The 26,369-nt window shown below is 68.3% G+C and carries 22 protein-coding genes; 12 read left to right on the plus strand and 10 right to left on the minus strand.

The window, feature by feature from the left end; genetic code table 11:
• The first annotated feature begins 159 nt into the window (after positions 1-159).
• Genes ACFULV_RS00275 through ACFULV_RS00290 form a run of 4 tightly spaced genes read left to right on the plus strand, consistent with a single transcriptional unit; the run spans position 160 to position 5,226 of the window.
• Positions 160-1,701: an ABC transporter substrate-binding protein gene (locus tag ACFULV_RS00275; protein WP_378651555.1), complete on the plus strand. Its 1,542-nt coding sequence runs from the start codon at positions 160-162 to the stop codon at positions 1,699-1,701.
• On the plus strand, positions 1,698-2,639 hold the full coding sequence (locus tag ACFULV_RS00280; protein ID WP_378651558.1) for an ABC transporter permease: 942 nt from the start codon (positions 1,698-1,700) through the stop codon (positions 2,637-2,639). The genes ACFULV_RS00275 and ACFULV_RS00280 overlap by 4 nt, the downstream gene beginning before the upstream one ends.
• On the plus strand, positions 2,636-4,468 hold the full coding sequence (locus ACFULV_RS00285; protein ID WP_378651560.1) for a dipeptide/oligopeptide/nickel ABC transporter permease/ATP-binding protein: 1,833 nt from the start codon (positions 2,636-2,638) through the stop codon (positions 4,466-4,468). The genes ACFULV_RS00280 and ACFULV_RS00285 overlap by 4 nt, the downstream gene beginning before the upstream one ends.
• Positions 4,465-5,226 carry an ABC transporter ATP-binding protein gene (locus ACFULV_RS00290; RefSeq protein WP_378651563.1) on the plus strand — a complete coding sequence of 254 codons (762 nt, stop codon included), beginning with the start codon at positions 4,465-4,467 and terminating at the stop codon, positions 5,224-5,226. The genes ACFULV_RS00285 and ACFULV_RS00290 overlap by 4 nt, the downstream gene beginning before the upstream one ends.
• Before the next feature lie 75 nt (positions 5,227-5,301).
• On the opposite strand, the gene ACFULV_RS00295 is transcribed toward ACFULV_RS00290, so the two are convergent.
• Complete coding sequence (locus tag ACFULV_RS00295; RefSeq protein WP_378651566.1) at positions 5,302-6,630, minus strand: NAD(P)/FAD-dependent oxidoreductase; 1,329 nt, start codon at positions 6,628-6,630, stop codon at positions 5,302-5,304.
• Between the two features lie 145 nt (positions 6,631-6,775).
• Here ACFULV_RS00295 and ACFULV_RS00300 point away from each other — a divergent pair, with 145 nt between their 5' ends.
• Complete coding sequence (locus tag ACFULV_RS00300; protein ID WP_378633279.1) at positions 6,776-7,630, plus strand: LysR family transcriptional regulator; 855 nt, start codon at positions 6,776-6,778, stop codon at positions 7,628-7,630.
• A 20-nt stretch (positions 7,631-7,650) separates the two neighbouring features.
• Here ACFULV_RS00300 and ACFULV_RS00305 read toward each other — a convergent pair whose 3' ends face one another.
• The 5 genes from ACFULV_RS00305 to ACFULV_RS00325 form a co-directional block, all read right to left on the minus strand.
• Positions 7,651-8,637, minus strand: a complete 987-nt coding sequence (locus ACFULV_RS00305) for an aminoglycoside phosphotransferase family protein (RefSeq protein WP_378651568.1) — start codon at positions 8,635-8,637, stop codon at positions 7,651-7,653.
• Between the two features lie 35 nt (positions 8,638-8,672).
• Positions 8,673-10,271 (minus strand): protein kinase, encoded by a 1,599-nt coding sequence (locus ACFULV_RS00310; protein ID WP_378651571.1) that lies wholly within the window; start codon positions 10,269-10,271, stop codon positions 8,673-8,675.
• A 127-nt stretch (positions 10,272-10,398) separates the two neighbouring features.
• Positions 10,399-10,749 carry a hypothetical protein gene (locus ACFULV_RS00315; RefSeq protein ID WP_378651574.1) on the minus strand — a complete coding sequence of 117 codons (351 nt, stop codon included), beginning with the start codon at positions 10,747-10,749 and terminating at the stop codon, positions 10,399-10,401.
• Positions 10,750-10,840: 91 nt separating this feature from the next.
• On the minus strand, positions 10,841-11,797 hold the full coding sequence (locus tag ACFULV_RS00320; RefSeq protein WP_378633270.1) for an electron transfer flavoprotein subunit alpha/FixB family protein: 957 nt from the start codon (positions 11,795-11,797) through the stop codon (positions 10,841-10,843).
• A 37-nt stretch (positions 11,798-11,834) separates the two neighbouring features.
• Complete coding sequence (locus ACFULV_RS00325; protein WP_378651577.1) at positions 11,835-12,620, minus strand: electron transfer flavoprotein subunit beta/FixA family protein; 786 nt, start codon at positions 12,618-12,620, stop codon at positions 11,835-11,837.
• 187 nt (positions 12,621-12,807) lie between these two features.
• Here ACFULV_RS00325 and ACFULV_RS00330 point away from each other — a divergent pair, with 187 nt between their 5' ends.
• The 4 genes from ACFULV_RS00330 to ACFULV_RS00345 all read left to right on the plus strand — a co-directional run bounded on the left by ACFULV_RS00330 (position 12,808) and on the right by ACFULV_RS00345 (position 18,503).
• Positions 12,808-13,596: a class I SAM-dependent methyltransferase gene (locus ACFULV_RS00330; protein WP_378651580.1), complete on the plus strand. Its 789-nt coding sequence runs from the start codon at positions 12,808-12,810 to the stop codon at positions 13,594-13,596.
• The gene (locus tag ACFULV_RS00335; protein WP_378651583.1) at positions 13,593-15,137 is read left to right on the plus strand and encodes a 1,4-alpha-glucan branching protein domain-containing protein; all 1,545 of its coding nucleotides are present in this window, start codon (positions 13,593-13,595) and stop codon (positions 15,135-15,137) included. The genes ACFULV_RS00330 and ACFULV_RS00335 overlap by 4 nt, the downstream gene beginning before the upstream one ends.
• Positions 15,134-16,387: a glycosyltransferase family 4 protein gene (locus ACFULV_RS00340; RefSeq protein WP_378633263.1), complete on the plus strand. Its 1,254-nt coding sequence runs from the start codon at positions 15,134-15,136 to the stop codon at positions 16,385-16,387. Before ACFULV_RS00335 ends, ACFULV_RS00340 begins: the two co-directional genes overlap by 4 nt.
• A 175-nt stretch (positions 16,388-16,562) precedes the next feature.
• On the plus strand, positions 16,563-18,503 hold the full coding sequence (locus ACFULV_RS00345) for a TerD family protein (RefSeq protein ID WP_378651586.1): 1,941 nt from the start codon (positions 16,563-16,565) through the stop codon (positions 18,501-18,503).
• 119 nt (positions 18,504-18,622) lie between these two features.
• Here the strand turns inward: ACFULV_RS00345 and ACFULV_RS00350 are convergent, their stop codons facing one another.
• The gene (locus tag ACFULV_RS00350) at positions 18,623-19,921 is read right to left on the minus strand and encodes a putative glycoside hydrolase (protein ID WP_378651589.1); all 1,299 of its coding nucleotides are present in this window, start codon (positions 19,919-19,921) and stop codon (positions 18,623-18,625) included.
• 175 nt (positions 19,922-20,096) lie between these two features.
• On the opposite strand from ACFULV_RS00350, the gene ACFULV_RS00355 reads away from it, so the two are divergent.
• Positions 20,097-21,086, plus strand: a complete 990-nt coding sequence (locus tag ACFULV_RS00355) for a polysaccharide deacetylase family protein (RefSeq protein WP_378651592.1) — start codon at positions 20,097-20,099, stop codon at positions 21,084-21,086.
• A 9-nt stretch (positions 21,087-21,095) separates the two neighbouring features.
• On the opposite strand, the gene ACFULV_RS00360 is transcribed toward ACFULV_RS00355, so the two are convergent.
• Positions 21,096-22,388, minus strand: a complete 1,293-nt coding sequence (locus ACFULV_RS00360; protein WP_378651596.1) for a PQQ-binding-like beta-propeller repeat protein — start codon at positions 22,386-22,388, stop codon at positions 21,096-21,098.
• A 122-nt stretch (positions 22,389-22,510) separates the two neighbouring features.
• Between ACFULV_RS00360 and ACFULV_RS00365 the strand changes: the two genes are divergently transcribed.
• Both ACFULV_RS00365 and ACFULV_RS00370 read left to right on the plus strand, forming a co-directional pair.
• Positions 22,511-23,257 (plus strand): acyltransferase, encoded by a 747-nt coding sequence (locus ACFULV_RS00365; protein WP_378633250.1) that lies wholly within the window; start codon positions 22,511-22,513, stop codon positions 23,255-23,257.
• A 102-nt stretch (positions 23,258-23,359) separates the two neighbouring features.
• Positions 23,360-23,899, plus strand: a complete 540-nt coding sequence (locus ACFULV_RS00370) for a DUF1697 domain-containing protein (protein ID WP_378651599.1) — start codon at positions 23,360-23,362, stop codon at positions 23,897-23,899.
• 35 nt (positions 23,900-23,934) lie between these two features.
• On the opposite strand, the gene ACFULV_RS00375 is transcribed toward ACFULV_RS00370, so the two are convergent.
• Positions 23,935-25,176 (minus strand): class I SAM-dependent methyltransferase, encoded by a 1,242-nt coding sequence (locus tag ACFULV_RS00375; protein WP_378651602.1) that lies wholly within the window; start codon positions 25,174-25,176, stop codon positions 23,935-23,937.
• A complete protein-coding gene (locus ACFULV_RS00380; protein WP_101466273.1) occupies positions 25,177-26,154 on the minus strand; it encodes a class I SAM-dependent methyltransferase in 978 nt (325 codons plus the stop codon).
• Between the last annotated feature and the right edge of the window lie 215 nt (positions 26,155-26,369).

Here is a 26,369-nt window from a genome sequence, read left to right on the forward strand (position 1 = left end):
GGACCAGAGCCCCTCGACCTGGCGAATATCCGCAGCACATGAGCTGAGCTTGCCCTTTTTCCGCATCCCACGGCCTTCCTGCGGCTGATAGCTGCGAACAGTCAGGTCCTGACAGCGGCACTGATTCCTTGATGTCACCTCACGCATCAAGGAGTTCGCATGAAACGCCCCCTCTTCGCCGCAGCGTGTGTCGCGGCGGCCGCGACGCTCGCCGCGTGCACGACATCACAGACCAGCGGTCCGGGCTCGGCCGCGTCCGACTCGACCGTGCGCCTGGCCCTGACCTCCGATCTGGGCAGCTTCGACCCCGCGCGGGCGGCCGGCTCCTCCGACTACGCCTTCGGTCGTCTGCTGTACTCGACGCTGGTCGGTCTCGACGACAAGAACGTCGTCGTCCCCCGGCTGGCTGCCAGCTGGGACGTCACCGCGACGCAGGCGACCTTCACCCTGAACAAGGGCCTGACCTGCTCCGACGGTGCCCCGCTCACCGCGAGCCAGGTCGCTGCCTCGCTGGAGTACTTCCGCAAGACCGCCCCCGGCGCGGCCTACACATTCGGCGCGGCCAACGCCGGCGACAAGACCACCATCACCGGCGACGACGCCGCGGGCACCGTCTCGGTGCGCATGGCCAACCCGTGGTCGGAGCTGCTCCCCTCGCTGGGCCTGGTCAACGCGGGCATCATCTGTAAGCCTGGCCTGGACGACCCCACCGGCCTGGCCACCGGCTCGGTGCCGGGCGCGGGTACAGGTCCCTACGTCATCACCGCGAGCGAACGCGGCTCCCGCTACACCGCGTCCCTGCGCGAGGGATTCGACGCGTTTCCCGCCTTCGCCGGCGACCGGTCCGGTCGCTCGCCCGCCACGATCGAGCTCAGCATCGTCAAGAGTGAATCGGCGGCGGCCAATCTCCTGCAGACCGGTCAGCTCGACTTCGCCGGTTTCACCGGTCCCGACGGCACCCGGCTGGAACAGGGATTCGAGACCGCGACCGCGCCGATGATCCGCAACTTCCTGTTCTTCAACCAGCGTGCGGGCAAGCCCGGCGCCGACGCGGAATTCCGCAAAGCCGTCGCGCAGGCCGTAGACGCCAGGGCCTACGACAAGGTTCTCGGCGGCTCCGGAACCCTGCTGAAGAGCTATGTCGACAGCACCGCCAACGTCTGCGCCAACACCGACGACGCCCTGCTGACCCAGCACGATCTCGCCTCGGCCACCCGAGTCCTCACGGGCAAGAAGATCACCGTGACGGGCACCAACGCGATCGCCGACGGCGCGGGCAACACCTATGTCGCCGAGGCACTGCGCGCGGCGGGCGCCGAGGTGAAGCTGGTCAATGTCGACAACAACACCTGGGCATCGTCGGTGCTGCCCAGCGGCGACTGGGACATCAATGTGATGGCGTCACTGTCGACCACGCTGCTCACCGCGTCGAACCTGCTCACCGGCGCCGAACCGCCCCAGGGCCGCAACTACGGCGCGACCCACAACAACGCCTTCGACCAGGGTCTGCGCGCGGCCGTCGTCACCACCGATCCGACGGCCAAATGCGCCGCCTGGCAGCAAGGCCAGGCTGGTCTGCTCAGCGCCGTCGACATCGTGCCGCTGTCGACGCTGAACGTGCGCTACGTGTTCAGCGACGGTGTGCGGGCCCATATCCCCAACGGTCAGATCGACCTCAGCACCCTCCGGATCGGCTCGTGACAGGGTGGCTCGGCTTCGCGCTGCGCCGCGCGGCCGGACTCCTCGCGGTGGCGGTGGTGCTCGTCGTGGTCACCTTTGCCATGATCCAGCTCATCCCCGGTGACCCGGCCGAATCACTGGCCGGTCAGAACGCGACCCAGGCCGACATCGCCCGGATCCGGACCGAACTCGGGCTCGACCGCCCGGTGCTCACCCGCTTCTTCGACTACGTGTCGGGCCTGCTGCAGGGCGACCTCGGTCGTTCCTTCCAGACCAGGGAGGCGGTCTCGGACGTGATCGCGGCGCGGCTGCCGTTCACCGCGCAGCTGGCCGTGTTCTCGCTGATCCTGGTCCTGGCGATCGCGCTGCCGCTCGGCATCGCGATCGCGGCCCGGCACAGTCGACGCACCGACGGGGCTTTCACCCTGTCGACCGGATTGCTCGGTGCCGTACCGGAATACGTGGTCGGCACCGCCCTGGTGGTGGTCTTCGCGATCACCCTGGGGTTGCTGCCCGCGGGTGGGGCACAGACGACCCAATCGATGATCCTGCCCGTGCTGGCCATCAGCCTGCCCAGCATGTGTGTGATGGCGCGAGTGGTGCGACGCGAAGCCGGAACAGTGCTGTCTCAGGACTACATCCGCACCGCGCGCGGTAGGCGTCTGCCCCCGCTGCGGCTGTACACCCGCCACGTGCTCCCCAATCTGCTCACCGCGGTGATGACCCTGAGTGGTCTGGTGCTCGCCTCGATGCTGGGTGGCACGGTGATCGTGGAAACGGTGTTCGCGTGGCCGGGGATCGGGCAGCGAGTGGTCGACGCGCTGCTGGTGCGCGACTACCCGGTGATCCAGGGCTGTGTGCTGGTCCTCGGTCTGCTGGCCGCCGTTCTCAACCTGCTGGTCGATATCGCGCTGGCGATCCTCGATCCGCGTTCGTCGCTGGCCGGAGGTAACCGATGAAGACTCGTCCCCATCCCTCCCTGGTGGTCGGTGCGATCGGTTTCACCGCCGTCGCGCTCGTCGCGCTGATCGCGCCGCCACTGCTGGGCGACACCGCCGCCGCCATGTCCTCGACCGTGCGGGCGGGGATCAGCGCCGAGCACTGGCTCGGCACCGACTCGCTCGGGCGTGATGTCTGGGCACGCACCCTGGTCGCGGCCCGGCTCACCCTGGTCTTGACCACCGTGGCGACAGCGTTGGCGGCGGCACTCGGTATCGCGATCGGCACCGTGGTCTGGGTGTCCGGGCCGCGAGTGCGCGAAATCGGACTGCGAATCATCGACATCATGGTCACCGCACCGACATTGATCATGGCGCTGGTGGTGGCGACCGTACTCGGCGCCGGACCGACTGCGTCGGTGATCGCCATCGTGCTCGGTGGTTCACCGTCGTTCGCGCGGCTCACCGCCAACCTCGCCGGTTCGGTCGCCGGGCGCGACTTCGTCTCCGCCGCCAAGCTACTCGGCGTCTCACCGGCGAGGGTGATGAGCAGGCACCTGCTGCCGAACATCGCCGGGCCGCTACTGGTGCTGCTGTCCTCCGCGTACGCGCAGGTTCTGGTCGCCCTCTCCGGGCTGTCGTTCCTCGGTCTCGGTGTGCAGAATCCCCAATACGACTGGGGCTCGATGCTCAACGGGGGCCTGCGTTCGCTCTACACCACCCCGTCGGAAGCGCTCGGGCCCGCCGTCGCCATCACGGTGACAGGCGTGTTCGCCTCGCTGATCGGTGACGGTCTGGCCGCCACCCTCGACCCGCGCGAACGCACCGTGCAGCGACGCGTGACGGCGGTGCCGAAACCGCTCGCCCCCCAGGCTCCCTCGCCCGAGGCGTTGCTGACGGTGACCGACCTCAGCATCGAGTTGGACAACGGTGTGCGCCTGGTCGATTCGGTCTCCCTGCAAGTGGCGCCCGGTGAAATCGTCGGCCTCGTCGGCGAATCCGGCTCGGGCAAGTCCCTCACGGCGATGGCGGTGGCGCGACTGCTGCCCGACGAACTGAGCACCCGGGCGGCCTGTCTCGATCTCGACGGGCTCGACCTGACCGCCGCCGACAGCGATCCGGTGCGGTTGGCGACGGCGATCGGCATCGTCTACCAGGATCCGTCGGCGTCGTTCAATCCGGCGCAGCGCATCGGTAGTCAGCTCACCGAAGTGCTTCGCGTACATCTCGAGACGAGCCGACGCGATGCCATGGCGGCGGCGGCCGAGGCGTTGCGGCGCGTGCATGTGCGCGACCCCGAGACCGTGCTCGGCCAGTACCCCCATCAGCTCTCGGGTGGCATGCGTCAGCGGGCGATGATCGCCGCGGCTGTGCTGCCCGATCCGCGGCTGATCATCGCCGACGAGGCGACCACGGCGCTGGACGTGACGGTGCAGGCGGAAGTTCTCGACCTGCTGCGCGAGATCAACGACCGTGGCACCGGCATGCTGTTCATCTCCCATGACATCGGCGTGGTCGGCACACTGTGTCATCGCGTGGTCGTGATGTACGCGGGCCGCGTCGTCGAGGAGCTGACCGCCGAGGAGCTGCGAGCCGGGCGAGCTCGGCATCCGTACACCCAGGCCTTGCTGGCGGCCAGCCCCACTCTCGACGGCAGCGCTTCCAGCGGCAGGCTGGCGACCATTCCGGGCCGCCCGCCCGCCCCCGCGGACAGGCCCGCCGGATGCGCGTTCGCACCACGGTGCCCGCTCGCGGTGCCCCGGTGTGAGGCCGAGTTGCCACCACAGGTCGGCGGGGTGGCCTGCCATGTTGTCAATGCCCCACTCGCACAGGAGGTCTCCGCGCGATGAGCAGTGGACTCGAAATCCTCGGACTCACCGTCTCGTACGGCTCCGGCCGACGCGGGGTCACCGTGGTCGACGACGTGACGCTTCGGGTGCCGACCGGCGAAACCCTGGGCTTGGTCGGCGAATCGGGGTCGGGCAAGTCGACCATCGCGAAAGCCGTGGTCGGACTGCTGGCACCGAGTGCCGGACAGATCACCCTCGACGGGCAGTCACTGACGGGGAAGCCGTCGCGTGAGTCGCGGCGCCGTGTGCAGTTGGTCTCCCAGGATCCCTACGCCTCGCTGAACCCGCGCATGACCATCGGTGCCGCCATCGCCGAAGCCATCGACCCGGCCCGCGCCAATCCGCGCAGACACACCGAGGCGATCGGGCGCTGGCTGGAAACGGTGTCGCTCGACCCCGCTGTCGCCCAGCGCTATCCGCACGAGTTCTCCGGCGGCCAGCGTCAGCGGATCGCGGTGGCGCGTGCCCTGGCAGTGGAGCCGGAGGTGATCATCGCCGACGAGATCACCTCCGCGCTGGACTGCTCGGTCCAGGCCGAGGTCCTGAATCTGCTGCTCGATCTGCGTGAACGCCTCGGGCTGACGATGCTGTTCATCTCGCACGACCTGGCGGTGGTGCGTCATGTCAGTGATGCGGTGGCGGTGCTGCGCCACGGCGAGCTCGTCGAATCCGGTTCCTGCGCACAGATCTACGGGAATCCGAGCCAGGCCTATACGCGGAAATTGCTCGCCAGCGTGCCCACGTTCGCGACGGCCTGAGCCTCCCCGCCGGATTGCCGCCCTCGGCGACAGCAACGACCCGCCACGATGGTGACGGGTCGTTGCTGTTTCGGGTCAGACGGTGACGCGCTCGCGCGAGTCGGTCTCGGCCACGACGTCAGGAGCGGCCTCGTTCCGGACCGGGGCGTCAGTCTTGGTGGCGACGGCTCGAACCTCGGTGGCCTCGTCGAAGCCCGGTCGTGCGGTCCCGATGAACGCGACCAGCCATCCCGCCACCGCGGCGAAGCGGTTGCGGAAGCCGACCAGATACATCAGGTGCACGGCCAGCCACATCGCCCAGGCGATGGTGCCCTTGAACGTCACGCGCTCATTGAGCTTCACCACCGCGCTGAAGCGGCTGATCACGGCCATGCTGCCCTTGTCCCAGTAGACGAACGGCGTGCCCGCGTCCTTCTTGCGACGGATGATGTCGGCGGCGTGGCGACCCTCCTGCATGGCGACCGGCGACTGGCCGGGGTAGCCGTTGAGCGAGGTCATGTCGCCGATGGCGTAGATGTCGGCGTGGCCGCCGACGGTCAGGTCGGGGTTGATCAGGATGCGGCCCGCGCGGTCGGTCTCGGCGCCAGTGGCCTCGGCGAGCAGGGTCGCGAAGCCGCCGACCTGCACGCCCGCCGACCACACCACCGTCTCGGCGGCGATCCGGCGCTCCATCCCGTCCTTGTCCTTGACGGTCACCTTGCCCTCGTCGATGTCGGTGACGAAGGTGCCGAGCAGCACCTCGACGCCGCTGTCGGTGAGCGAGCGCTTCGCGTACTCCGAGAGCCCGCCGCCGAAGGGCGGCAGCACCTCGCCGGCGCCCTCGACCAGAGTCACCGAAACCTCCTGATGGAAGTGCCGTTTCGCGAGTTCCTTGATCTGGCCCGCCACCTCGACACCGGTCGCGCCCGCGCCGACCACCACGAAGCTGAGCAGGCGATGCCTGGTCACCTCGTCGGCACCCTCGGCGAGGGCGAACACGTGGGCGATCTGGTCACGCAGGCGCTGGGCGTCGTCGATGGTCTTGAGCGAAAAGGTCTTCTCGGCGAAGTCGTCGCGGCCGAAGTAGCTCTGGCTGGCGCCGGTGGCGGCGATCAGCGAGGCGTAGGCGATCTGGCGGGGACCGTCGGCGGTCTCGTAGGTGAGGACCGCGTTCTCCGCGTCGATGCCGGTGACCTTGCCGAGGCGGACGTCGATCTCGGGGTGGCGGCGCAGTACGTTCTTGATCGGCGGCGCGATCTCCTCGGGCGCGAGCACGCCGGTCGCCACCTGATACAGCAGCGGCTGGAACAGGTGTTCGGGCGTGCTCGAGATCAGCACGACACCGACTCGTGACTTGGCCAGTTGCTTGGCTGCGGCCAGGCCTCCGAAGCCCGAGCCGACGATGACGACATCTGTGTGTTCCATGATCACTCGCTCCAAGATCGCGTTCCAGATCGGTAATAGGTCCTTTCCTATGAGTAAACGCGATGCGGAACGAAGATGTTTCCACTGCCTGGGCGCATAATAGAGATGACTCTTATCTGCATAACTAATCAATAGGAGGTACCTGGTGGAACTTCGACAGTTGGCCTACTTCGTGGCCGTCTGCGAGGAGCTCAGTTTCAGCCGCGCGGCCAACCGCTGCTTCATCTCCCAATCCGCGATCAGCCATCAGATCGCGAGACTGGAACGTGACCTCGGCGCGCAACTGTTCGAGCGCACCACCCGCGCCGTCGTCCCGACCGACGCGACCTCGCGCCTGCTGCCACTGGCCAAGCAGATGCTGAGCCTGGAATCGGCGATCCGTGCCGCCGTGCGCACCACCGGACCGCGAATTCGCTTGGCCGCCAACATGTCTTTCGCCGCGCCCTCGCTGTCGGCGATCGCCACCGCGCGCGCCGCCCACCCCGACGCCGAGATCGAATACGTGATCAAGCCGTTCCGGCAGCGGATCACCGCGGTGGCCGACGGCGACTGTGATCTGGCCTTGATCCGCGGCAGTGTCGAACAGCCCGGCCTCGCGGTGGAACAGCTGTGGGTCGAGGACCTGGTGATCGCCATCTCGAGCAATCATCCGCTGGCCGAACGCGGCGCGGTCACCCTCGCCGATCTGAGCCCCTACCCCCTGCTGCTCCCGCCCGAGCAGGAGCAGGTGTTGTTGCACACACTGATCCGCTCGGCCTTCGCCGACCTCCCGACCGGGCCCACCTTCGGCCCGCCGATCCCGCCCGATCACACCGCCACGATGGAGCTGCTCAACCGGCCCGAGTCCTGGACGATCCTCTACGAGGGCCCTACCAAGGGCCTGCTCACCCTCGACCTCACTGACCACCGCCTTCGCATCCCGGTGTCGGCGGTCCTGCGCGAGGACGCCCGCGAGAACCCGATCGTGCAGACCCTGCTGGATGCGCTGCACCGACCGTGAGTCGTGGTGGCCCCGGCCGTTCAGATCGGGTCGCCGGATCGCCACGGGTCGCCTGCCAGCGCCGTCGCGACCGCCACGTGCAGCGGCAGGGTGTCGTCGTCGCCGTCCTCGACCGACCAGACGATCTCCTCGATCGCGCGCAGGAAAGCCCAGGCGCCCGCGCGGTCGATCGGAACATCGAGGTGACGCGCGGTCGTGACGACGACGGCGCGCGCGTGTTCGGGGGTCGGCGTCGTCTGAACCTGGATCATGATCAGGAAGCCCGCGTCGAAGGCGGCTTCGCCGAGGCAGGGTTTCGGGTCGATCAGCAGCCACGGTTCACGTTCGGCGGCCACGATATTGCCGAGATGGGTGTCGCGGTTGACGATCAGCAGTTCACCGGCCGGCTCGCTCAACTCGGCGCACCCGCGCGCTGCCCGTTCTCGCAGCAGCGGTGAGATGTGTTCGGCCAGTGCGGGTTCCGGATCGGCCAGCCGCGCACGGAGACCGGTCACGATGTCGGTGGCCACGGGCAGTTCCGGGAAACCGGCGGGAACCGTGGTCGGGGGGCGCCGCAGGCGGCGATACAACCCGCAGGCGAACGCCACCTTGTCGGCGTTCTCCGGTCGCCCCTCCAGGCTGGGGAACCCCGGCTGGGTGAGCAATTCCGTGCCCGGACGGGCCCATTCGAGCAGCATCGCACCGCTGGCCGGGTCGAAATCGAGCAGCCGGACCGCACCGTCGCCGTCATAGCTGTGGAGCGCGGTGGCCTCGGCGAGGTTCTCCTCGTCGACCATCGGCACCTTCAACACCACCCATGCCCCGCCCACGCGCCGCGCGGCCGCCACATAGGCATGCGTTCCGCCACCGAACGGCGCGGAGAACTCCGTCAGCCCCCACCGCGCGGCCAACCCGGCCACCACCTCGGGCAACGCATCGATCCACCGCGCCCCGGCCGCACCGAACACCGCGCGAACCGTCTCCTCGACCGACGATGGCAGCACCACCGCCACACGCCCAGACGACATCAGCCCACCCTACTGACCGCCGGCTACACCGCAGGTCATCGCCAGCGACTCGCGCGCACCGCCTTGCGATACCGAATCCAGCGCCCGGTCGACGGTGATGCCGCGAAACCGACCAGCGCCGCCGCGAGGACGAACACCGCAGCACTGGCGGCGGTCGCGGCGTAGACCTCGCCCACCGCGGACCCGATAACCCCGAACAGCGCGAAGAGCCCGACGAGCACCGCGGTGATGATCGACATGACACGACCGGCGGTGCGCGCGCACAGCAGTAGTAGCGCGCCGCTGCCGGTGAACGCGACGACGACGGTGAGAATCGCGATCGCTATGAACGACCCGCTCGGATCCTTGCCCCGGTCGATCTCGTCGAGGGTTTCGGTGATGCCGTAGATCAGGAAGGCCCCGATCGACAGACTGAACAGCAGCGTCACGATGCCGACGAAGAACGCGGCGGCCTTCGACGGCTCCGGGCCACCGACCGGGGCCTGCTGCCACGGACCCGGGTACATCCGCGGATCGCCGACCGGCACACCGTATTCCGCACGCCCCCACCCCGGCTGCCCCTGCCCACCGGAGCCGAATGCCTGCGGGGCGGGCCGCTGGACGTACCCGGATGGGACGGACTGCTGCGGGTGCCCCTCGGAGCCGTGCCACCGCTGGGCGGGATCTGTCCACGGCCGCTGCGCGTGTTCACCCGAGCCAGGGACCCGGTGCTCGGAGTCGGTCCACGGCTGACGCACGGTCGGCGCGGCGACATGCCTCCCCTCGAGCACGTCCCGCAGTACATCGGTGAATTCCGTCGCGCTGCCGAATCTCTCGTCGCGACGCTTGGCCATCGCGCGGGCGATGACGCCGTCGACCGCGGGCGGCAGATCCGTTCTGACCGAGGTGAGCCGCGGCACCGGCTGCGACAGGTGGCCGGCGACCACCTGTCCGGGGTTGGTGGCGGTATAGGGCGGATGACCGGCATACATCGCGAACAGGGTGCAGGCCAGCGAGTACTGGTCGCTGCGATGGTCGACGATCTCACCGGAGAGTTGCTCGGGTGAGGCGTAGGCGAGGGTGGCGGTGAAAGTCCCCGTCGCCGTGAGCTGGGTGTTGGCGGTGGCCACCCGGGCGATCCCGAAATCGGTGAGTACCGCCCGGATTTCACGACCGTGTTCGGCGTCGGCGATCAGGATGTTGCCCGGCTTCACGTCCCGGTGCAGCACCCCGTGCTGGTTGGCGTAGTCCAGTGCCGACGCCGTTTCCCCGATCAGGCGCGCGGTGACCCCCGGCTCGTGCGCACGCGAATCCCAGGTGGCGGCATCGGTTCCGCGAATGAACTGCATCGCGATCCACAGATACCCGTCATCGCTGCCACGGTCGTACACCCCGACGATGCTCGGATGATCCAGCTGCGCGACAACATCGGCCTCCCGCTCGAACCGCCGCTGCAGTTCCTGATCGGCCGAGAACTCCCGATTCAGCAATTTCAGCGCGACGCTGCGCGGCAACCGAGGATGCTCGGCCAGATAAACCGTCCCCATCCCCCCTTGCCCGAGCACCCGCTCCAAGCGATATCCAGCGAAGCCCGCCCCCGATTCCAACACAACCCGCACGCTACAGGGATCGCGGTCCACGTCGCACGCAAGCACTTCAGCGGCAGAACTCGACGGCTGGATCTACGGACAGTATCCGCTGCCGATTCCACACAGCAGAAACGACATCAACCCAGCCTGCCGACACCGACTCAACAGGTCGATCAGACCAGGTCGGGCCGATCTATCCGATACCGCGATACTCGCACGGCGGCTCACCACTGGCCGAGGCAAGCGGACACAGGAACTGGTTCTCAATGAAGTTGTGCAGCAAGAACAGCGGAATACCTACGACACTTCCCAGGTCACCGGAACCACTGGACGCGGCGGTGTCCGCGACATCCCTCGCGTCGGACACGGCACTACCCGACGCCGCCGCAACACCACCACCACCACCGATCAACGCCGCCCCGACGAGCCCACCGGCCACTACGGTCTTCCACATCAGAATCCTCATCTCCGCCGGCGTCGATTCACCGTCGTCGCTAATTCTGAAACAGATCTGCCTCAAATATGGCGAAACGGCCGCCCTCATCAGTTGGGGCGCACCGAACGACAACGGCCCGCGAAGCCTGTTGTGGAGACAACAGGTTTCGCGGGCCGAGGTCGAACCGACCGGGTGGTGATCAGCCCTTGTGGGACTTGACCGCTTCGGTCAGCTGCGGGGAGACGTTGAACAGGTCGCCCACGATGCCGTAGTCGGCGATCTCGAAGATGGGTGCTTCCTCGTCCTTGTTGACAGCGACGATGGTCTTCGAGGTCTGCATGCCGGCGCGGTGCTGGATGGCGCCGGAGATGCCCAGTGCGATGTAGAGCTGCGGGGAGACCGTCTTGCCGGTCTGACCCACCTGGAACTGGCCCGGGTAGTAGCCCGAGTCGACGGCGGCACGCGAGGCGCCGACAGCGGCACCCAGCGAGTCGGCCAGCGCCTCGACGACCGAGAAGTTCTCGGCGGAACCGACGCCGCGGCCACCGGAGACCACGATGCTCGCCTCGGCGAGATCGGGGCGGTCGCCACCGACGATCGGGTCACGCGAGATGACCTTCACGACGCCGTCTTCCTGCGCCGGAACCTCGACGACGACCTGCTCGCCGGCGCCGGCCTGCGGAGCGGCCTCGATGGCGCCGGGGCGCACCGAGATCACCGGCACGTCGCCGGTGGCCTTGGCCTCGACGGTGAACGCGCCACCGAAGATGGAGTGCACAGCGGAGCCGTCGGCGTTGACGCCGATGACGTCGACGAGCAGACCGGAGCCGATGCGCGCGGCAAGGCGGCCCGACACCTCCTTGCCCTCGGCGGAGGCGGCGACCAGCACGGCGGCGGGCGCGGCGGAATCGACCAGGCCGGCCAGGACGTCGACCTTCGGGGTGACCAGGAAGCCCTCGATGTCGTCGGACTCGGCGACATAGATCTTCTCGGCGCCACCGGCGGCCAGCGCGGCGGCCAGCTTGTCGGCGGTACCGGCGGGACCGGTCACGACGGCGGCGGGCTCGCCCAGCGCACGGGCGGCGGTGAGCAGTTCGGTGCTGACCTTCTTCACGGCACCGTCGGCGTGCTCGATGAGCACAAGTACTTCAGCCATTAGTTCTTTCTCCTTAGAAGTCTCGGACGGCGCCGGATCAGATGATCTTCTGACCGATGAGGTAGGACGCGATCTGGTTGCCGCCCTCGCCCTCGTCCGTGATCTTCTCGCCCGCGGTGCGAGCCGGCTTCGGGGTGGCGCTGGTGACCTGGGTGCCCGCGTTGGCGACACCGACGGTCTCCGGGTCGACGCCCAGATCGGCCAGGGTGAAGACCAGAACTTCCTTCTTCTTCGCGGCCATGATGCCCTTGAAGGAGGGGAAGCGAGGCTCGTTGATCTTCTCGGTGACCGAGACGATCGCAGGCAGGGACGCCTCGAGCTTGAAGACACCCTCGTCGGTCTCCCGCTCGCCGGTGATCTTGTCGCCGTCGACGGTGAGCTTGCGCAGGTGCGTCAGCTGCGGGATGCCGATGTACTCCGCGATGATCGCGGGCACGGCACCGGCGCGGCCGTCGGTGGCCTCGTTACCGGCGATGACCAGCTCGACACCCTCGACCTGGCCGAGCGCGGCGGCCAGCACGTAGGCGGTCTGCACGGCGTCGGAGCCGTGGATCGCCGGGTCGTTGATGTGGATGGCCTTGTCGGCGCCCATGGACAGCGCCTTGCGGATGGCCTCGTTGGCGCGGTCGGGACCGGCGGCCAGCACGGTGACCTCGCCGCCCTGGGCCTCCTTGATCAGCAGCGCTTCTTCGACGGCGCGCTCGTTGATCTCGTCGAGCACCGCGTCGGCGGCCTCGCGGTCGAGGGTGTAGTCACCATCGGTCAGCTTGCGCTCGGACCAGGTGTCGGGGACCTGCTTGATGAGTACGACGATGTTCGGCATCGGTCTTCGTCGACCTCCTTCTGGGGACACGTGTGTGGTGGGGCCGCACGAGCTGAGCCGTACGTCCGTGTGAGATATCTAGCTCAGATCGGAACACTACCCTACGCTAAGTTACCCGTGGGTAACCTACCCGCGCAAGAGGTCCCTGACTCCTGCGTGAACCGGCGGTACCAGTAACCTCGGACCAATGAGCGAGGCTGTGATCCCTGCCGCACCCGTGGCCGCCACACATGAACCACTGCCGTTGACCGGCGAGCGGACGGTGCCCGGCATCGCCGAGGAGAACTACTGGTTCCGCCGGCACGAGATCGCCTACGCCCGACTGCTCGACCGCTGCACCGACAAGATCGTGCTCGAGGCGGGCTCGGGCGAGGGCTACGGCGCCGACATGATCGCGGGCGTCGCCCAGCGCGTCACCGGTCTGGACTACGACGAGAGCGCCGTCGCGCACGTCCGCGCGCGCTACCCGCGCGTGCAGATGATCCAGGGCAATCTCGCCGCGCTGCCCCTCGACGACGAATCCGTCGACGTCGTGGTGAATTTCCAAGTCATCGAACATCTCTGGGACCAGGGACAGTTCCTGCGCGAGTGCCTGCGCGTGCTGCGCCCCGGCGGCGTGCTGCTGATCAGCACCCCGAATCGCATCACCTTCTCCCCCGGTCGCGACACCCCCCTCAACCCGTTCCACACCCGCGAACTCAACGCCGCCGAGCTGACCGAAATGCTCGTCGACGCCGGGTTCACCGTCTCCGAGATGCTGGGCGTGCACCACGGCGCGAGCCTGAAAGCGCTGGACGCCAAGCACGGTGGGTCGTTCATCGACGCCCAGATCGAGCGCGCGCTGGCCGGTGAGCCGTGGCCCGCCGACCTCACCGCCGACGTCGCCGCCGTCACCATCGACGATTTCGACCTGCGTGAAGGCGATATCGACGCGAGCCTGGACCTGGTCGCGATCGCCGAAAAGGCAACACGTTGACCGATTCCCGCTCCGCCGTGCCGGGCCAGTTCACACTGGTCCTGCACTCCCACTTGCCGTGGCTCGCCCATCACGGGCGCTGGCCGGTCGGCGAGGAATGGCTCTACCAGTCCTGGGCCGCGTCCTATCTGCCGCTGGTCAAGGTGCTGAAAAATCTTGCCGCCGAAGGGCGTTCGCATCTGCTGAGCCTCGGCATCACACCGGTGCTCGCCGCGCAGCTCGACGATCCACACTGCCTCGCGGGCATGCATCACTGGCTGGGCAACTGGCAGTTGCGCGCCGACGAGGCGTCGATGTCGGGAAATGTGGCGCTGGGCCGTCACGAACATCGGCTCGCCGCGACAGCGCTGGCCGATTTCGAACAGAACTGGCAGCACGGCGGTTCGCCGGTCTGGCGGTCGCTGATCGACGCCGACGCGATCGAACTGCTCGGCGGACCGCTGGCGCACCCGTTCCAGCCGCTGCTCGATCCGCGCCTGCGCCAGTTCCAGCTCACCGAGGGCCTGGCCGACGCGCACCTGCGCTGGGGCACCACACCGACCGGCATCTGGGCGCCCGAATGCGGCTACACACCCGGCATGGAACGGGGCTACGACGCCGCGGGCATCACCCACTTCATGGTCGACGGCCCCTCGCTGCGCGGCGACACCTCGCTCGGCAGGCCGGTCCGCGATTCCGAGGTCGTCGCCTTCGGACGCGACCTGGCCGTGAGCTACCGGGTCTGGTCGCCGAAACAGGGCTACCCCGGCCAGAGCGCCTACCGAGATTTTCACCACTACGACCACGCGACCGGGCTCAAACCCTCGCGCGTCACCGGCAAGACCGTCGACGGTCCTGACAAGGCCCCTTACGATCCCGAACTGGCGGCCGAAGCGGTCACCCGCGACGTCGCCGACTTCGTCGAGACCGTCCGTGCCCGGCTGATCGAGGAGTCCGCGCGGATCGGCAGGCCGGCCCTCGTGGTGGCCGCGTTCGACACCGAGCTGTTCGGGCACTGGTGGCACGAGGGGCCGCAGTGGCTCGAACAGGTGCTGCGCGCGCTGCCCGACGCGGGGGTGAACGTCGGCACCCTCGCCGATGCCCGCGAGAAGGGCTTCGTCGGCGAACCTGTGCAGCTCAACGACTCCTCGTGGGGTTCGGGCAAGGACTGGCGGGTCTGGGCGGGCGACCAGGTCGCCGACCTCGTCGAGCTCAACGCCGACATCGTTCGCCTGGCACTGGACACCCTCGACAAGGTGCGCCGCGACGGATCCCTGCGCGACCCGGTCGCCGATCAGTTGCTGCGTGAGGCGATTCTCACCGTCTCCAGCGACTGGGCGTTCATGGTCAGCAAGGACTCCGCCGCCGGGTACGCCCGCGATCGGGCCCACGAACACGCGCACGCCGTCCGCGAGCTCGCCGAGGCGATCGGCGCCGGTCAGTTCGCCAAAGCGGCCCGTCTCGCGGCAGGATGGGCGATGGCCGACGGATTCTTCCCTGGTCTGGACGCGCGGCGGTTGCCGACCGCTGTCCCGTCGGCCGCCGTTGAAGGATCCGCATGAAGATTTTGATGGTGTCGTGGGAGTACCCGCCGGTCGTGGTCGGTGGGCTCGGTCGGCATGTGCATCACCTGGCCGTCGAGCTGGCCGCGGCCGGTCACGAGGTCGTCGTCCTGGCACGCCGGCCGACGGGAACCGACTCGCTCACCCACCCCACCCACTCCTACATCGCCGACGGCGTGCTCGTCGTCGCGGTGGCCGAGGACCCGCCGTGCTTCGACTTCGGCGAGGACATGCTCGCCTGGACGCTGGCCATGGGGCACGCGATGGTGCGTGCCGGGGTAGCGCTCGGCAAGCCCGGCGTCGGCGAGGGCTGGACGCCCGATGTGGTGCACGCGCACGACTGGCTCGTCGCGCACCCGTCCATCGCGCTCGCCGAGTACTACGACGTGCCGCTCGTCTCGACGATCCACGCCACCGAGGCCGGGCGCCACAGCGGCTGGGTGTCGGGCCGGGTCAACAAGCAGGTCCACTCGGTGGAGTGGTGGCTGACCAACGAGTCCGATCAGCTCATCACCTGCTCGACCTCCATGCAGGACGAAGTCGACCGGCTCTACGGGCCCGAGCTCGCGCCGATCACGGTGATCCGCAACGGCATCGACGTCGGCTCCTGGACCTTCCGTTCCCGCGCGCCGCGCTCCGGCCCGCCGCGCCTGCTCTACGTCGGCCGCCTCGAGTACGAGAAGGGTGTGCAGGACGCGATCGCCGCTCTCCCCCGCATCCGCCGCGCCCACCCCGGCACCACACTCACCGTCGCCGGCGTCGGCACCCAGTTCGAGTGGCTGCGTGAACGCGCCCGCGTGCACCGCGTCGCCCGCGCGGTCCACTTCGTCGGCAGCCTCGGCCACGACGAACTCCTCGGCTGGCTGCACGGCGCCGACGCCATCGTCCTGCCGAGCCGCTACGAACCCTTCGGCATCGTCGCCCTCGAGGCCGCCGCCGCGGGCGTTCCCCTGATCGCCTCCACCGCAGGCGGTTTGGGCGAAGCGGTGATCGACGGCGTCACCGGCGCGTCCTTCGCCCCCGCCGACATCGACGGCCTGGTGGACGCGACCCGCGCCGTCCTCGACGACCCGGCCACCGCCCAGGCCCGCGCCCACACCGCCCGCGAACGCCTCACCGCCGACTTCGCCTGGGACGTGGTAGCCGCCGAAACCGCCCAGGTCTACACCGCCGCCAAACGCCGAGTCCGCACCTCCCTCGGCCGCCCGGACATCGTGGAAAGACCCCTACCGGAACGCGATCCGAAGTAGCTCCCTATCCATTCGGGCGATCATTCAAACGTGATCCGTGTAACAGAGTAGGTTTCGCCGCCGACGACCCTCGGCACCGTCATGCCATCGCGGTGTGCGCCAAGGGGGTCAGCGAGCGGGTCGGCTGCATCAGCCTTGCGACTGAACGCCGACCTTCGAAGGGTGAACCGCCACTGTGTCGTCTCCGCTGCTGTCCAAGGGCCAGAACATTCCGCTTCCCGAGGATGTCGACCGTGTCGACATCGTGATCGGCTGGCCGGAACCCGAGATCGAAGTCGACGCCTCCGCGCTGCTACTCGGCGCCGACCGGCGCGTCGGGTCCGATGCCGACTTCGTCTTCTACAACCAGACCGAATCACCCGACGGCTCAGTATGTTTCCTTGGAACGAGCGCCACCGAGGAAGGAAAGCAAGCCAGGATCTCGATCGACCTGTCGGCGGTTCCCGTGCACGTCCACATCATCGGATTGGCGGGCAGCGTCGGCGAGGGCACATTCGGTGCGCTGGGCAAACTCGCGTTCCACGTCATCGATCCGGCCGGGCATTCGCTGGCCGAATATCTGACGGCCGACGCGGACACGGAGTCGGCATTCGTCTTCGGCGAGGTATATCGGCGCGACGGCAACTGGAAGGTGCGGGCTGTCGGGCAGGGCTGGGAGTCGGGCCTGTCCGGGCTGGCAACCGATTTCGGGGTCACTGTCGAGGACACTGCGCCAGCACCCGCTGAGCCGGAAGTCGTTGTCCCCGAGCCCCCCGCCGTGCAAACACCGTCGCGCGGAGTAGCAACCACCAGGCGCGTTGTGCGCAAAACCAAGCCGATCGAATTCAGGCAGGCCGAATCGGATACCTGGCAACCCGCTCGGTTGTTCTCGGTCATCGGGGTCGGCGCGGGCGAGGAACAGGAACGGCGCACCACCTCCGCACTCATCGCCACCATGCAGGCCGTACGGCCCTTCGCCAGGGCAATCTGTGCTCGAATGGGCGCACCCGCTGGGGCTTTCGAGGGCTACCTCGAAGTGCAGTACGAATCGGGCGATACCAAAGTCATCCCGGACGCGGTGTTGAAGGTGAGTCGCGGTGCCAAACAGTGGACCGGGCTGCTGGAAGTGAAGACGGGCAATGGCAAGCTCCGGCGAGATCAGCTGGAGAGCTACCTCGACGTCGCGCGGCGAAAGAAGTACGACGCCGTCGTCAGCCTGTCCAACGACATCCCCGCCGGGCCGGGCGAACTACCCGTCCAAGTGGACCGTCGCAAGCTGACGAAAGTGGCACTGCGCCACCTGTCGTGGGCCGAAGTGGCCCACGAGGCGCGCATGCTCACCACACACGGTGGTATCGACGACGCACTGCAAGCCTGGATTCTCGCCGAGTTCCTGCGCTTCCTCGATCATCCCCGTTCGGGTGCGGCCGAGTTCGTCGACATGGGCAGACACTGGGTCACCGTCCGTGACGCCGTCACCCAGGGAACACTGCGGGCGGGCGACGCGAAAGCGCTGACGGTCGCCGACACATGGGTGTCGCTGTGCAGGCACCTCGCGCTGCGGCTCACCGCCGAACTCGGTGTCGAGGTCAAGCACGTCCTCGCCCGCAAGTTCCAGTCGGATCCGGCGGTGCGGGCCGCCGCCGTCGCCGAACGGCTGGCCACCGACGGTTCGTTCGAGGCCGTTCTGCGCATCCCCGAAACCGCGGGCGACCTCACTGTCATCGCCGATGTGCGGACGAACAAGGTCCGCTGCCGCACCACCATCGCCGCGCCCGACGAGGGCACGCAAGCCCGCCGTGTGTCGTGGCTGACCAAACAGCTCACCGATGCGCCCGGCCGCGTCCAGGTCGAAGCAGTCTTCGCCGAACGTGGCAACGAAACGTGCGAATTCCTCGACACCGTCCGCACCACGCCCAAGTCACTCATCGACGGCCGCACCAGCCCGATTGTCTCGTTCACCCTCGAACAGACCTTCCCGATGGGCAACAAACGCTCGGGCACCGCTGCTAGCTTCATCGCCAGCGTCACCACAGCCACCGACGCCTTCTACGGCGCGGTGATGCAACCGCTGCGTGAGTGGGTTCCCGCAGCGCCGAAACAGGCCGGCCTGGACCCGACGGAAACAGCCGAGTAGTTCGAAAGCCGCCCGGCGGGGGTTCTGGGCGGTTCATCGGTGACGGGTGAGGTGGGGGCGATGATCCGCGCTGTGTCCTGTCGGGGCCAGCTCGTTGTCGCTGCGAAACCTGTTCCGCGTCAGGCCGGTTGGAGGCCGCCGCCGTGGTAGCGGGTGGCGGCGTTCCAGAGGAAGAAACTGTCGATGCCCGCGTCTCGGGTGGCGTCGATCTGGGCGCGGAGTTCGGCGTCGCCGTAGGTGACGCCGAGGCTGAAGTCCTGGAGCCACGGAGCCACTTTCGCACCCGTGCCCGCCGTGGCCGCCGTGAAGTCCTGCAGTGAGCGGAAGATGATGTCGTAGGGCTGGGCGTTGGGGTTCGCGACGCCGTATTCGCCGGGGCCCCAGTGCGACGGGTAGATCATGGGCGCGACGAAATCGACGCTGCGGGCGATGAGCGGGATGTCCTGGGCGATCTCGTCCGGGCGGGTGGAGGCGATTCCGTAGACCGCCGCGCTCAGGTGCGCCCCCGCGACGTGCACGGGGTAGCGGCTCTCGGCGAGGAACCCGGCGACCGCGACCGCGGGGGTATCGGTGAGGCCGGCGAAACGCATGCTGTTCAGGCTGCCGTCGGGGCGGCGGACGTAGTCGTACATGATGCCGTCGAAGCCGAGTTGCGCTGCCTCTACCGCGAGAGCGATGTTGTATCCACGAACGTCGGGGTTGGCGAAATTGGTGAAGGCGATCGGGCCGTAGTGGCTGGAATAGGGTTGCCCGGAAGGATTCTGGACAACCCAGTCGGGTCGGCCGTTGTGCCAGGCCCAGCCCGCGAGAGTCGGATCGCGGAATGCGACGATACGCCCGACTACCTGCAGGCCCATATCGTGCAATTGCCGCAGAGCCGCCGGGGCATCGTAGATCGCCGCGGCGGCACCGGATTCGAGGGCGAGCGGCACCTGGGAGGCGTAGCCGATCACGCCGTCCTCGTCTTTGATGTCGAGCTGCACGGTGTCGATACGGCCCTCACGAGCGAGATCGAGGACAGCTTCGCGCAGTCCCTCGTGCGACCAGGCGTGCGCGGTGACGTGCACCGCGCGCATCCTCGGCAGCGTGCTCGACGTGACCGCCGTGCTGCTGGTCTGATTGCCGTCGGCGTCCGTCGCGACGACCTCGAACGCGGGGGCCCATCGCACCGAGAGTTCGAATGTCCCGTCCGCGGCGGGGACCACCGAATCGGGTCCGATGGACACGCGAGCCGCGTCGGTGGCGGTGCCGCGCACCACGACCGGCGCGCGATAGGAGCTCACCGGATCGGTCGGTGTCATCCGCAATGTCGGCGGCACGGTGTCGGCGACGGGCGATTCCGCGGATCTGCTCAGCGCGAATCCGGCTACCAGGGAGACGACCAGCGACGCGAGGGCAACACCGATAACGGGAGCCATCCATCGCCGTCGATCAGCCGATCGGAGCTGCCATTCCACCGTCAACACCGCCTTTCAAAACCATTGACACGCCAACTATTTCGCAGTTCCGACGCGGCGTACTCGGTATCGATAGATCGACTGTAATCCGTCGCCGCGGCGTAATATCGCATTGATGATGGGCGGTTCGAACACAATGTTTCGGCTCGTGTCGGCGGCAGCGCTGGCGGCCGCACTCACGGCCTGTACCACGGTGAACGATGACGCGGTTCCGGCGCACACGACGGTGCCGGTGACGACGGCGAAACCGGCACCGCCGAATCCGGCCGAAATCGCCGCCAACGAACTGGGATTCGTCCCGGTTCTGATGTATCACCAGATCACCCCGAATCCGGCGGGCGAATACGACCAGACCCCGGCGGAATTCCGGGACGAACTCGAACGGTTGTACCGCGAGAACTACCGCCCGGTGACCGCCGCGCACTACATCTCCGGCGACCTCGACCTGCCCGCCGGTACCCACCCGGTGGTACTCACCTTCGACGATTCCACCGGCAGCCAACTCGGTTTCACCGACACCGGCGCGGTGGCACCGGACAGTGCCGCGGGCATTCTCGCCGAGTTCGGCGCCCGCTACCCCGACTTCCACCCGGTGGCCACCTTCTACGTGAACAACGAGCCGTTCGGCGCAGACCCGCGCGCGCTGCCATGGCTGGTCTCGAACGGCCACGAAATCGGCGCGCACACAGCCGATCACGCCAACCTCGCGAGCCTGGACGCCGACGGCGTGCAACGCGAACTGGTGCAGAACGTGCGCGCGGTGACCACGGCGGTGCCCGGAGCGGTCGTGCGCACCATGGCGCTACCGCTCGGCATCCATCCTCGCGATCACGCACTGGCCACGGCAGGCCACTGGGACGGCACCTCCTACCGCTTCGACGCCGTGATGCTGGTGGGCTCCAACCCCGCCCCCGCCCCCTACGGCGCGGTCGACCCCGGCGGGGTGCCGCGCATCCGATCGGGCCGGGGTGCGGTCCCGTTCGATTCGGCCTATTGGCTGGACTGGCTCGCCGCGAACCCGGACCAGCGCTATACCGCCGACGGCGATCCGGCGCGCATTTCCTTCACCCGGCAGCGCGCGACGGAACTCGACGCGCGCTGGCTGGACCGAGCCAACCCGTACTGAGGCGGGTACTCAGGCGTCCGGGGTGAAAGCGAAGATCTCGCCGAGGCGGGTGGCGACGACGACTTCACCTTCCGGACCGATGGAGGTGCCCGTGGTGGTGCCGGTGGCAGCCGGCAGGGGGTCGGAGTCGATGGTGTTGCCGGTGGTGGTGTCGAAGGTGATGAGGCTCAGGCCCGCGCCGATGGCGGCGACGGTGTAGCCGATGTCGCCCGAGGTGTGTGCCGGGGTGCCACGCAGGGCGAGGTCCTTGCGTTCCCAGACGATCTCGGCCTTGTCGTCCTGGTCGCGCAGCGCGGTCAGGTAGCCGTCGTCGCCCGCCGGGATGATCAGGTCGCCCGCCACGGAGATGCCGCCCTGCGGCGCCCACGGCAACGGCTGGGTCCAGCGGGTGGTGCCGTCGGTGGTGTTCAGGGCGATCAGGCGCTTGCTGTTGTCGCCGATGTAGACGGTGCCGCCGTCGGCGGAGAGGGAGGGGCTGGTCGCGCTGCCGCCGGTGAGTACCTCGGCGCTCCACTCCTGGGTCACCGCGCCGTCGGCGTAGCGCAGCGCGCGCAGCGCGGCGGCCTGCTTGCCCGGCTCCCAGACGGTGACGAAGAAGCGCCCGGTCGACGGGTCGACGGCGGTGGTATTGGCGACGGCGCAGCGGGGACCACCGGTCCGGCAGTCGTCGAGCCCGTCGCCGGAGGCGGGACGGGTGAGACCGGGGTACTTCAGGAAGTCGGGTTCACCGAGCAACTGCAGGGTCGGCACCACACGGCCGCCGGTCTGACGGCTCAGCACGTCGACCTGACCGGACTGCGTCACTGTCAGCACGTTGCCGTCACCGGTGAACTGGATCGCTACCGGCACGCCCGCCACCGGGGTGCGCCATCGCGGCTGACCGAGGTAGTTGAACGAATTCACCGCGCCGTCGTCACCGACGTACACATTGCTGACTCCGTCGAGCACGGTCGGCGCTTCGATCGTCGACGGGCCGAGCGGGTTGCAGAAGCGTTTGCGGCCGGTGAGCATCTGGAACGAGAAGATCGCACAGTTACCGGTGCTCGTGGTGACGAACATCTGGCCCTCGGCGCCGATCGTCAACGGCTGGGCGATCGGGCCGCCCACCGGACGTGACCAGCTCAGCGACATCGAGTCCGCACCCCGCACCGGGCTGCCGCTCGCGTTGCTGCCATCGTGATGCGTTGCGGGCCAGCCTTTTCCGGCGCCGACCGTGATGTCGTCCACATCCGTGCCGCACCCGGCCAGCGCCACCACACCGGCGGCAGCGAGCGAGGCAACGACGCGAGTCCGAGTTCGCACCTGCTGATCTCCCTGTGTAATCGGGGTATGGCACGGTAAGTGTGCCCTGCGAAAGTACTCTGTGTACCCGACGACCGAATCCCCGGGGCACGCCCGGTGCGATCATGACGGGAGAGTAGTTCGTGACGAGCATGTGGGGCGCGCCACTGAGCGCGCGCTGGCGTGGATCACGCCGCCGCGATCCGCAGCAGGCCCGATTTCTGACCAGGGATTCGCTGCGCTGGGTGCTCGCCAACCGCGCCTACACCCCCTGGTACCTGGTGCGTTACTACCGGCTGGCCAAGTTCCGCCTGGCCAACCCGCATATCGTGCTGCGCGGAATGGTGTTCCTCGGCCGCAATGTGGAGATCCACGCGACCCCGGAACTCGCGCGCATGGAGATCGGCCGGTGGGTGCACATCGGCGACGGCAACGCCCTGCGCTGCCACGAGGGCTCGCTGCGGATCGGCGACAAGGTGGTGTTCGGCAAGGACAACGTCGTCAACACCTACCTCGACATCGAGATCGGTGAGTCGACCCTGGTCGCCGACTGGTGCTACATCTGCGACTTCGACCACCGCATGGACGACATCAACATGCCCATCAAGGATCAGGGCATCGTGAAGAGTCCCGTGCGGATCGGCCCCGACACCTGGATCGCGGCGAAGGTGACCGTCCTGCGCGACACCCGGGTCGGACGCGGTTGCGTGCTCGGCGCGCACGCGGTGGTGCGTGGCGATGTCCCCGACTACAGCATCGCGGTCGGCGCTCCCGCCAAGGTCGTGAAGAACCGCAAGGTCGCCTGGGATGCCAGTGCCGAGGAGCGCGAGGCCTACATGGCGGCGCTGGCCGACATCGAGCGCAAGAAGAACGCCGCCGCTCAGTCCTGACTCCCGGGCGATTCGGCCGGTTCGCGAGGATCGGCCGAATCGCGCTGACACGGCCGCCGGATGCGATGGTTTCTGTCGGTGGGGGTCGGTACGGTCAGCGACGTGGAAAGCTATGCGGCGCTGCTGCGGGGGATCATGCCGACCAACCCGAACATGCGCAACGAGAAGTTGCGCGGGGTGTTCGAGGGGCTGGGCTTCGAGAAGGTCGCGTCGGTACTCACGAGCGGCAATGTCGTCTTCCGCACCGCCGATGACCCCGCCGACCTGGAAGATCGCATCCAGCAGGCACTCAGCGCCGAACTCGGCATCCCGGGCGGCACCATCGTCCGCAGCCATCCCGAGCTGCGCGCGCTCCTCGACCGCGACCCCTTCGAAGGTCTCCCCCACGAACGCGGCTCCTATCTCACCGTCACCTTCTTCAAGACGAAGATGCGTGAAGCCGACACCAAGACCTTCGACGACGACCCCCTCACCCGCGTCATCGGCTACGACCGCAAGGCCCGCGCCTTCCTCACCGTCATCGACAACAGCACCGGCGCGACCCCTGACTTCATGGCCCGCCTGGAGAAGATCTACGGCAAGGACATCACCACCCGTACCTGGCTCACGGTGCAGCGCGTGGTGAAGAAGATGGAAGCCTGACCCGTGACCAGGTGCGGCCGGCCATAGCCGCGCTGTCAGCGGGTGGGAGCGACCGTTCGGCAGAGGAAGACGACGCCGGCGCGGCCGATGCGGGTGATCACCAGGGTGTACGGCGTCGAGCCGCGCTGCTTGAGCTTCTTGCGAAGTCCATCGGGGTCGACGTCGACGCCGCGGATCAGGATTTCCAGGGAGCCGCAGTCACGGCGGTTCAGTTCCTGGCGGAGGGTCTTCTCGCGGAGTTCGAAACGGTCCTCGATGCGGAAGCCCCGCATGCCCGTGGGAACCGTGTCGCCGGTGAGATAGGCGATCTGTGGGTCCAGTTGCCAGAGGCCGTGTTTCGCGGCGTAGTGACGGACCAGGCCCGCACGGACGACGGCGCCGTCGGGGTCGACGATCCAGTCGCCGGGGGCGCGGTCGGGGATGTCGTCGGGGGCGGCGTCGGTGAGCGTTGTCGCGCCGCCGTGGGAAGTCAGGACGGTGGCGCGTCGGGTGACGCCGGGCTCGGTGAGGCCGGGCGACCAGAGGCAGGCTTCGCGGACGGCACCGTCGAGAGAGACAATCTCCACCTCACCGTCCCAGCCGAGGCGGTCGAAATCCAGGCCGGGTGCGGACTTCACGGCGAGATCGCGGCCCGCGTAGGCGGCGAGCAGATCCGGAAGTGGGGGTTGGAGTTTCGCGGGATCGAAGGTGCGACGGCCGTCGGCCCGACGAGCCGGATCGGCGATGATCACGGTGTCGCGCGTGGTCGGCACGAGGGCATCGGCCCTGGCCAACACGATGTTTCGACTACCAGCCGCTGACGGGGCGGCATCCGAACCGGTCACCGGGCCGCGGTCCACCGCCGATACCGGCCCCACCCCGAGATTGTGGGCGGCCATGGCCAAGCGGACGTCGTCGAGATCGCTACCGACCACCGCCGGACAGGCCGCTGCCAACTCGGACAGTTCCGCGCCGATCGAGCAGGTCACGTCGTGCACCGCGCGGCCGGCCAGGCGGGTCGCCCGATGCCGGGCGACGAGCGCGGGCGTCGCCTGTTGCAGCGCGTCGTCGGTGAACAGCCACTCCCCTGCCGTCGGCAGCTTCACCAGGGCCTTACGGCGCAACCGCACCGTCTCGATCAAGGCGGGCGCGAGTGCACCGTGCGCACGACGCACCTGCTCGATATCGCGCAGGTGCGTCGCGGTCGTCAGCTCCAGCCGGTCGACCTCGGCGAGCGCGGCACGGCCTGCCGCGCTGCCGAGATAGGCGACATCGTCGCGGCCGAAGCGATAGCCCACCTACTTCTGCGCAGCGCCCGGCTTCACGCCGGTGATCATCGCGTTGTAGAAGAACTCACGCGGCACGACCTTGCGCAGCACGTTCTCGTCGAGCCAGCTCAGGCCCAGCCACGCGCGGTACTGCGCCAGGCGATAGGGCATGGTCAGCTTCTCGTCGGGGACCGCGGCCTCGAAGGTGCGCACCGGCCAGCCCCACAGGGCGGCGGCGAGTTCCTCGGTGGTGGCCTTCACATCGACGGCACCGGCCGACTTCGCCATCTTCTCGAGATCGCTCGGGTCGAAGGTGTGCAGGTCGACGACGGCCTCGAGCGCGGCGGCGCGAGACGACTCGTCCAGTTCGGTCTGCGGACGACGCCAGCCCGACAGGAACGGCAGCTTGGTGATCTCGGTGGTCACCTTCCAGGTGGCCTGGCCGAGGCGACGGGCGTAGATGTTGCCGATGGTGGTGGGCTCACCGGCGAACACGAAGCGCCCGCCCGGCTTGAGCACGCGCAGGCACTCCTTGAGCGCCAGTTCCACGTCGGGGATGTGGTGCAGCACGGCGTGGCCACACACCAGGTCGAAGGTGTCGTCGTCGTACGGGATGGTCTCGGCGTCGGCGACGCGACCGTCGACATCGAGGCCGAGGTGCTCGGCGTTGCGCAGCGCGACCTTCACCATGCCGGGCGAGAGGTCGGTGACCGAGCCGGACTTGGCGACGCCACCCTGCATCAGGTTGAGCAGGAAGAATCCGGTGCCACAGCCCAGCTCGAGCGCACGCTCGTACGGCAGCGGAGCGGGGCCCACGGCGAGGTCGAACCGGCCGCGCGCATACGCGATACAGCGTTCGTCATAGGAGATCGACCACTTGTCGTCGTAGGTCTCCGCTTCCCAGTCGTGGTACAGGACCTGGGCGAGTTTGGTGTCTTTGCGCGCTGCTTCGACCTGGGCCGCGGTGGCGTGGGGGTTCGGCGCCGGGTCGTCGGGATGGACCGTCATGCAGGCCAGCCTAATATGTGCGCCCGGGCACGCCGCTGCTGGGACAAGAGACTGCTCTTTCCTGCGCTCACGACCGGTCGCCGGACTCCCGCGAGCGCGAGCCGCCACCGGACCGGACCGCCGGTTCGCGCCGCCTCAGCGCGGGATGGCTGGGAGGTTACCCGGGTACTCACAACACCGGCCCGCACGAAGTTAACCCAGGTTCCGGCGGTGTT

The sequence above is a fragment of the Nocardia sp. NPDC057272 genome (assembly GCF_042668615.1).
GTDB lineage: Bacteria > Actinomycetota > Actinomycetes > Mycobacteriales > Mycobacteriaceae > Nocardia.

Coding starts and splice junctions, on each gene's coding strand:
- ACFULV_RS00380 (WP_101466273.1), bottom strand. CDS start 26,154: ATGACGGTCCATCCCGACGACCCGGCGCCGAACCCCCACGCCACCGCG.
- ACFULV_RS00330 (WP_378651580.1), top strand. CDS start 12,808: ATGAGCGAGGCTGTGATCCCTGCCGCACCCGTGGCCGCCACACATGAA.
- ACFULV_RS00320 (WP_378633270.1), bottom strand. CDS start 11,797: ATGGCTGAAGTACTTGTGCTCATCGAGCACGCCGACGGTGCCGTGAAG.
- ACFULV_RS00275 (WP_378651555.1), top strand. CDS start 160: ATGAAACGCCCCCTCTTCGCCGCAGCGTGTGTCGCGGCGGCCGCGACG.
- ACFULV_RS00355 (WP_378651592.1), top strand. CDS start 20,097: ATGTTTCGGCTCGTGTCGGCGGCAGCGCTGGCGGCCGCACTCACGGCC.
- ACFULV_RS00290 (WP_378651563.1), top strand. CDS start 4,465: ATGAGCAGTGGACTCGAAATCCTCGGACTCACCGTCTCGTACGGCTCC.
- ACFULV_RS00305 (WP_378651568.1), bottom strand. CDS start 8,637: ATGTCGTCTGGGCGTGTGGCGGTGGTGCTGCCATCGTCGGTCGAGGAG.
- ACFULV_RS00295 (WP_378651566.1), bottom strand. CDS start 6,630: ATGGAACACACAGATGTCGTCATCGTCGGCTCGGGCTTCGGAGGCCTG.
- ACFULV_RS00315 (WP_378651574.1), bottom strand. CDS start 10,749: ATGAGGGCGGCCGTTTCGCCATATTTGAGGCAGATCTGTTTCAGAATT.
- ACFULV_RS00325 (WP_378651577.1), bottom strand. CDS start 12,620: ATGCCGAACATCGTCGTACTCATCAAGCAGGTCCCCGACACCTGGTCC.
- ACFULV_RS00350 (WP_378651589.1), bottom strand. CDS start 19,921: ATGGCTCCCGTTATCGGTGTTGCCCTCGCGTCGCTGGTCGTCTCCCTG.
- ACFULV_RS00285 (WP_378651560.1), top strand. CDS start 2,636: ATGAAGACTCGTCCCCATCCCTCCCTGGTGGTCGGTGCGATCGGTTTC.
- ACFULV_RS00340 (WP_378633263.1), top strand. CDS start 15,134: ATGAAGATTTTGATGGTGTCGTGGGAGTACCCGCCGGTCGTGGTCGGT.